This window comes from Micromonospora craterilacus, from assembly GCF_003236315.1.
Taxonomy (GTDB): Bacteria; Actinomycetota; Actinomycetes; order Mycobacteriales; family Micromonosporaceae; genus Micromonospora; species Micromonospora craterilacus.
Window position 1 is genome coordinate 1 of sequence record NZ_POTY01000324.1, and the last position, 6,137, is coordinate 6,137.

At 72.6% G+C, this 6,137-nt stretch carries 6 protein-coding genes; 1 reads left to right on the forward strand and 5 read right to left on the reverse strand.

Features of this window, described 5'->3' with window-relative positions:
• On the forward strand, positions 1–611 hold a 611-nt coding region (locus tag C1I95_RS31110), incomplete at its 5' end, for a hypothetical protein (protein ID WP_233513995.1).
• An 8-nt stretch (positions 612–619) separates the two neighbouring features.
• Here the strand turns inward: C1I95_RS31110 and C1I95_RS31115 are convergent.
• The 5 genes from C1I95_RS31115 to C1I95_RS31135 form a co-directional block, all read right to left on the reverse strand.
• On the reverse strand, positions 620–1,495 hold the full coding sequence (locus C1I95_RS31115) for an alpha/beta fold hydrolase (RefSeq protein ID WP_111219307.1): 876 nt from the start codon (positions 1,493–1,495) through the stop codon (positions 620–622).
• Between the two features lie 36 nt (positions 1,496–1,531).
• Entirely contained in the window at positions 1,532–3,568 is a 2,037-nt protein-coding gene (locus C1I95_RS31120) for an acyl-CoA dehydrogenase family protein (RefSeq protein ID WP_111219309.1), read from the reverse strand.
• A 78-nt stretch (positions 3,569–3,646) separates the two neighbouring features.
• Positions 3,647–4,147: a DUF6328 family protein gene (locus tag C1I95_RS31125; protein WP_111219311.1), complete on the reverse strand. Its 501-nt coding sequence runs from the start codon at positions 4,145–4,147 to the stop codon at positions 3,647–3,649.
• A 155-nt stretch (positions 4,148–4,302) separates the two neighbouring features.
• The gene (locus C1I95_RS31130) at positions 4,303–5,052 is read right to left on the reverse strand and encodes a sugar isomerase domain-containing protein (protein ID WP_111219313.1); all 750 of its coding nucleotides are present in this window, start codon (positions 5,050–5,052) and stop codon (positions 4,303–4,305) included.
• Positions 5,053–5,141: 89 nt separating this feature from the next.
• Positions 5,142–5,972, reverse strand: a complete 831-nt coding sequence (locus C1I95_RS31135; RefSeq protein WP_111219315.1) for an alpha/beta fold hydrolase — start codon at positions 5,970–5,972, stop codon at positions 5,142–5,144.
• Positions 5,973–6,137: the final 165 nt, after the last annotated feature.

The window sequence follows — 6,137 nt, forward strand, 5'->3', positions numbered from 1 at the left end:
GCGTGAAGATCTACGCTGATCGCTTTCCGACCGCGCTGCGACAGTTCCTCACCGACCTGCTCGTGGTCGCCTGGGTGTACGCGGCGATCCGGGGCGCACTCTGGCTGCACGACCTGGTGCAGCGGCTGGCCGTACCCGGGCAGAAGCTGGAGGGGGCCGGCGGCGGGCTGGCCGACAACCTCGCCGAGGCCGGCGGGAAGGTCGGCCGGGTGCCGTTGGTGGGCGGCGAGCTGACCGCCCCCTTCGAGCGGGCGGCCGACGCGGCCCGCTCCCTTGCCGAGGCCGGACGGGACCAGCAGGAACTCGTCGACCAACTGGCCCTGGCACTCGCCGTCGGGATGCTGATCGTGCCGCTCGGGCTGGTGCTGTTCGGCTGGCTGCCGCTGCGGGTGCGCTGGATGCGGCGGGCCGGCTCGGCGGCGGCCCTGGCCGCCGCGCCCGCCGGTCGGGACCTGCTGGCCCTGCGCGCCCTGGCCGGGCAGCCGCTACGCAAGCTGACCCGGATCGCCCCCGACGTGGCCGAGGCGTGGCGCCGCGGCGACGACGCCACCGTCGACGCCCTCGCCGCCCTGGAACTCCGCCGCCTCGGCCTCCGCGACCCCCACCGCTGACGCGCCCGTCAGTCAGTGGCCAAGACCTCGCGGAGCTTCGCGGCGAACTCCTCGGGCTTGCCGGCGTAACCGAATTGGCCACCGAGGAATCCGCCGTGATGGCTCGGGAAGACCGTCGCCTGCTGGCCGAGCAGTGCCGCCATGCCGAGGGCGGTACGCGCGGTGTACGTTCCCGCGGACTCCTCGCCGACCGCGATCACGATCCGGGTCGACGCCGCAGCGAGCAGACCCGGGTCGGGGCGATAGTCGGTGATCGCCCACGAGTTCTTCGACAGCAGCGGATCGTCACGGGTGCCGTCGTCGTCGGTTGGCAGGCCGAACGTCGCCGGGTCGGGCGTGGGCTGGGCGAAGTAGTCGTCGGTGAACTCGCCCTGCCAGGACGTCATCGCGATGAACGCGGCCATGCCAGCACCGGAGCCGTTCGCCTGGTACGCCTCGTGGAAGGCGGCCCGGGCACGCTCGGCGCCCTCCGCGTCGGGAAGTACCGCGTTGATCGGTGGCTCGTGCGCCACCAGCGTGACGACGTCGCCGGGATGGGTCGCGACCAGTTCGAGCGCGGTCACCGCGCCACCGCTGCTCCCGAAGATCTCGACCGGACCTGAGTCGAGCGCCTCGATCAGCAGGTGCAGGTCGGCCGCCTGCTGCTGCGGCGTATTGTCCGACCGGCCGTCGGTCCGCAGGCTGCGGCCAAGACCGCGCGGGTCGTAGGTGACAACCGTACGGTCCTTGAAATTCGCGGCGAGCGCGGCGAAGCCCTCCGCCGTCATCGGCTGACCGATCATGAGTAGCGCGGGCCGACCGCCGGCCGGCGGGAGCGGTCCGTGCACGTCGTAGCACAGGTCGGCGCCGGGTACGGCGAGCGTGTGTGACTGTGTCGTCGTCATGGCGCCGACCCTAAGCTCCAGCTACGACATGTGCGGTCAACCGACGCCGAGGCGGATTGCGGCGATTCGTTGTCCAGGTCCCGCCGCAGTCGGCCCGGGGGCGACCCAGGGAAGGTCGTCGGGCGGGGTGATCACGCCGTCCTCCAGGGCGGCGTAGCGGCCGGCGAGGATGCGTTTGGCCGCCGCCACGTCGACCGAGTCGGTGTTCTCCCAGAGGGCGGTGAACAGCGCGTCGACCCGGACCCGGGCCTGACGGCAGAACAGGTCGGCCAGTTCGACGTTCTCCGGTCGCTCCGACTGCTGCGCGGACGCCCGGACGCAGACCGCGCTCATCGCGAACAGCTCCGCCCCGATGTCCACCACCCGGCCGAGGAACGCCTGCTTGCGCTCCAGCTTTCCCTGCCATCGGGACATCGCGTAGAAGGTGGACCGGGCCAACTTCCGGGAGGCCCGCTCGACGTACCGCAGGTGCCCGGCCAGCGGGCCGAACTCGGCGTACCCCATCGGTTGCTGCCCCTTGCCGACCGCGAGGGTCGGCAGCCACCGCGCGTAGAACGCGCCGGCCCGAGCGCCCGCCTTCGCCTTGCGGCCGAGCCCGGCATCCGGGTCGATGATGTCCCCGGCGACGGAGAGGTGCGCGTCCACCGCCTCGCGGGCGATGAGCAGGTGCATGATCTCGGTGGAGCCCTCGAAGATCCGGTTGATCCGCAGATCACGCAGGATCTGCTCGACCGCCGCCGGGCGCTCGCCCCGGGCGGCCAGCGAATCGGCCGTCTCGTACCCCCGACCGCCCCGGATCTGGACCAGTTCGTCGGCGATCCGCCAGGCCATCTCGCTGGCGTAGAGCTTCACCAGCGCCGCCTCGATCCGGATGTCGTTGCGGTCGTCGTCGGCGAGCAGACAGCAGAGATCCAGCATGGTCTCCATGCCGTACGTGGTCGCGGCGATGAAGGACAGTTTCTGCGCGACCGCCTCGTGCTCGCCGACCGGCCGGCCCCACTGGACCCGGTCGGCGGACCACTCGCGGGCCACGTTCAGCGCCCACTTGCCGGCGCCGACGCACATCGCCGGCAGCGACAGCCGGCCGGTGTTCAGCGTGCTCAGCGCGATCCGGAGGCCCTTGCCCTCGCCGCCGATGACGTTCTCCGTCGGCACGAAGACGTCGTGGAAGCGGGTGAGGCTGTTCTCCAGGCCGCGCAGGCCGACGAAGCCGTTGCGCCGCTCGACGGTGATGCCCTCGGCGTCGCCGTCGACCACGAACGCGGTGATGCCACCCCGCCGCCCCTCGGCCGCCGGCACCCGGGCCATCACCACCAGCAGGGTGGCCACCGTGCCGTTGGTGGCCCACAGCTTGACGCCGTTGAGCCGGTAGCCGGTGCCGTCGGGGGTCGGCTCCGCCGTGGTCGCCAGCCGGGCCGGGTCAGAACCCACGTCCGGCTCGGTGAGCAGGAACGCGGAGACCTCGCCGGCCGCCAGCCGGGGCAGGAACCGCTGCTTCTGCTCGGCGGTGCCGAACATCTTCACCGGCTGCGGTACGCCGATCGACTGGTGCGCGGAGAGCAGCGCGCCGATCGCCGGGCTGACCGAACCGACCAGCATCAACGCCCGGCAGTAGTGCAGGTTGCTCAGCCCGACCCCGCCGTACTCCTGGCCGATCTTCATGCCGAACGCGCCGAGCCGGGCCAACCCCTGGAACACCTCGTCGGGGATGCGCGCGTCGCGTTCGATCGCCGCGCCGTCCACCTCGGCGGCGACGTACTCGCGGAGCCGGCCGAGGAACTCCGCCGCCCGCTCCTCCTCCGCCGGGTCGGGGCGGGGCCACGGGTCGATCAGGTCGAGCCGCAGCCGGCCCAGGAAGAGTTCCTTGCCGAAGCTCGGCCGATCCCAGGTGGTCTGCCGGGCCGCCTCGGCGACCTGACGAGCCTCCTTCTCGGACACCCGCGTTTCGGACGCCTGCGTTTCGGGCGTCGGGCTCGCCGCGCCGGGCGGCGGGTCGGCGCTACGGCTGTCGGTGGCTGATGGACGATGATTCTCGGCGATGGCCACGGCAAACCCCCGGGCTGGATCCGGCATTCGGACTGTTCCGCCTGCTCAGCAGGTTACCCGCCTTCGTTACCCAAAGGTAGCCGCGGTTTATCCACAAAGGTTCGCTCAACCCAGGGCAAGCCCGCTCGGATCCTCGTCGTCGTCGATGTCGTCGTCACCCCAGCTGCGCCGGGAGAACGGCAGGATCACCCAGAAGGTGAGGAACCAGAGCCCGGTGACCGCGCTGAGCAGGAAGGCGATCGGCCGGGCGAGCACGAAGTCGCTGATCAACAGCACCGCGCTGACCATCGAGACCAGCATGAAGCCGAGCCCGGCGGTGGCCATCCGGTGCGCGAAGCGCACCAGCTCGGGCTTGCGCCCCTGCCGGAACAGCGCCCGGTGGAAGGCCACCGGCGAAATGATCATCGCGGTGGCGCCGGCCGCCGCGAGCAGCGCGACGATGTACACGTCCCGCTGGAACGGCGTGGTACGCGTGAAGCCGTTGCTGAACGGCAGGGTGAGCAGGAAGGCGAAAAGGATCTGCACGCCGGTCTGCGCAACCCGCAACTCCTGCAGCAGGTCGGCGAAGTTGCGCTGCCACCGCTGCTTCTCGGTTTCCTTCGACACCGCGGACCTCCGAGGGGTACGACCTCCGCCGGCCCGACTCCCGCCGCCCGACGGCAGGCTGATGCCCCGCGCCGGGTGACACGAAACCGGCTCAGCGCCAGCGCCGGTCCGGTCGAGCCGGCCGGCGACCCGGGCACCGGCTACGGCGGTCGGGTTCAGGAGCCCCGGCGGATCCGTCCCGCGTACCGGGCCTCCAGGGCGTCGTTGTGCGCATCACCGCCGGCGATGTTCGCCGACAGGTAGACCGGCGGGCGCTCGCCCGCCGCGAGCAGCCGGGCCACCACCTCGACCACGATCTGCTGGGCGAGCAGCGCCGCGGTGATCGAGGAGACCGCGCCGACCGCACCGCCCCCCGGCAGCGGCAGCGTGGCGTCGCCGTACGGGGCGCCGTTGTCCAGCACCACGTCGGCGAAATCGGCAAGCTTGCGGCCGGACGGGTGTCGGGATTCCATCCGCGCCGAGTGCGCCGCGGAGGTGATCGCCACCAGCCCGTGGCCACGCTGCCGGACCAGCGACGCGAACTCCACCATCGCGCCGTTGACGCCGGAGTTCGAGGCGAGCACGAAGACGTCCCGCGAGCCGATCGGGGCGAGGTCGTAGAGGCGGTGGGCGACCGACGGATCCCGTTCCAGCTTCGGCCCCAGCACGTCGGTCGGCTCCCCGCCGTGCAGCACCAGGTCGCGCAGCGCGATCCGGTTGGTCGGGACCAGCCCGCCGGCCCGGCCGGCGATCTCCATCGCCAGGGCCTCGGAGTGGCCGGTGCCGAAGGCGTGCACCACGCCGTCCGCCCGGATCGCCTCGGCGATCAGGTCGGCGGCCCGGGCCACCTGCTCCCGCTGGCTCTGCGCCACCCGGTCCAGCGTCGCGGTCACCGTGGCCAGGTAGCCCTCGGCACTCAACGTCATGCTCTCTCCGCTTCCTCGAATCCTCCGGCCGCCTACCGGTCCGTTTCCGCCGGGACCGCGCCTCGGCCCGGCACCGCCGGCCCGCTCGCTCAGGCGGCCGGGCGTACCCGGGCCAGGATCGCCTCGACCAGCGGCGTCGGCGCCTCGTCCGGGATCCAGTGGCTGACCCCGGGCAGTTCGACGAACTGGTAGTCCCCGACCACGTGGGCGGCGCACGCCTCGGCGGCGGGGCGCCCGATCGCGACGTCCCGGTCGCTCCACACGTAGCTGGTCGGCACCGCCACCGGGCCGGTCGCCGCCAGCTCCGCCCGGGACATCGCCCGGTACCAGTTCAGCGCCGCGGTCAACGCGCCCGGCTCGCGCATCGGATCGGCGTACGTGGCCACCCGCGCCGCGTCGCCGACCCCGTGCAGCAGCCGACGCAGCCCGGTGGCGCCCAGGGCCAGCAGCGTCTTCTCGGCCACCCCGGGCTGCCGGAACAGCAGCATGTACGCCGAGCGCGCCTTCTGCTGCGGGTCCTCGGCCAGCGCGTGCGCCATGGCGGCCGGGTGCGGCACGGAGACCGCGGTCAGCGTGCGTACCCGGTCGGGATGGCCGGCGGCCAGCGCCCAGCCGACGACCGCGCCCCAGTCGTGCCCCACCACGTGCGCGGTGCCGACGCCGAGGGCGTCCAGCACGGCCACCGCATCGGCGACCAACTCCGCCAGCCGGTACGCCTCGACGGCCTCGGGCCGGGCACCGGGCGAGTAACCCCGCTGGTCCAGCGCGTACGTGCGCAGCCCGGCGGCGTGCAGCGCGGGCACCACCTCGGCCCACTCGCCGGAATGCTGCGGAAAGCCGTGCAGCAGCAGCACCGGCTCGCCTTGCTCGGGGCCACCGGCGATGACGTCGAACCGCAGACCTCGGGCGTCGATGCGCATAGCCGGCACCCTACCCATCCACCCCAACCCACCGCCCGCACCACACCAGCGCCGCAACCCACCAGGTCGATCATGAAGTTGTCGGGCGCTTCGGAGATCGAACCGCCCGCCAACTTCATGATCAACGGAGCGGTGCAGCTGCCGAGGAGGGCGTTGGGGGGTTAC